This window comes from Methylocucumis oryzae, assembly GCF_000963695.1.
GTDB lineage: Bacteria > Pseudomonadota > Gammaproteobacteria > Methylococcales > Methylomonadaceae > Methylovulum > Methylovulum oryzae.
In genome coordinates this window covers 1-465 of sequence record NZ_LAJX01000376.1, presented here as the reverse complement: position 1 = coordinate 465, position 465 = coordinate 1, and the positions used below count along the sequence as shown (strand labels likewise).

Sequence of the window (465 nt, the reverse complement as noted above, 5' to 3'; positions counted from 1 at the left end):
GCGCGGACAGTCCGTCTATGCCTTTACGCATATCCACCGGTGCCACGGCTAGCCAAATTTGCGCGGGTGTTTCGATCAAGCCAGGCATCGCAGCAACTCAGCCAGCCACGCTGCAGAAACGGTTATCGGTAGTTCCAGTCGTGAGCCGTGACCGGTATGCAATACCAGCAAAGCAGTTGCCGGTGGCGGTTCCTGTATCTGAGCGGGAATGAACGCCGGTGTGGAATGTTCATTTCTAAAATCGTGCAGCCGCGCGGCAAAGGTTTTGACATTAAGCCGATGCTGTCGGCAATACGCCGCTTGCGTCATTCCGCTGCTTTGCCAAGTGTTCAGGTGATGTATCCAATGCGCGGTTAAGGTCATGCATTATCCTCTTCAAAAATTTTGAGAATAACGGTTCTGAATTTATTAGAACAGGTGGTTTGGTTGAGCGCTTACGDTCCGAYYATATCATCTGTAATATCT

The 465-nt window shown here is 50.9% G+C and carries 1 protein-coding gene and 1 pseudogene; both read right to left on the bottom strand.

Annotated features, from left to right (window positions below):
• A pseudogene (locus VZ94_RS32610) lies at positions 1 to 88 on the bottom strand (IS66 family insertion sequence element accessory protein TnpB); the annotation flags it as partial.
• Positions 76 to 363 carry an IS66 family insertion sequence element accessory protein TnpA gene (gene tnpA / locus VZ94_RS21765; protein ID WP_045780853.1) on the bottom strand — a complete coding sequence of 96 codons (288 nt, stop codon included), beginning with the start codon at positions 361 to 363 and terminating at the stop codon, positions 76 to 78. The pseudogene VZ94_RS32610 and the gene tnpA, both read right to left, overlap by 13 nt.
• Between the last annotated feature and the right edge of the window lie 102 nt (positions 364 to 465).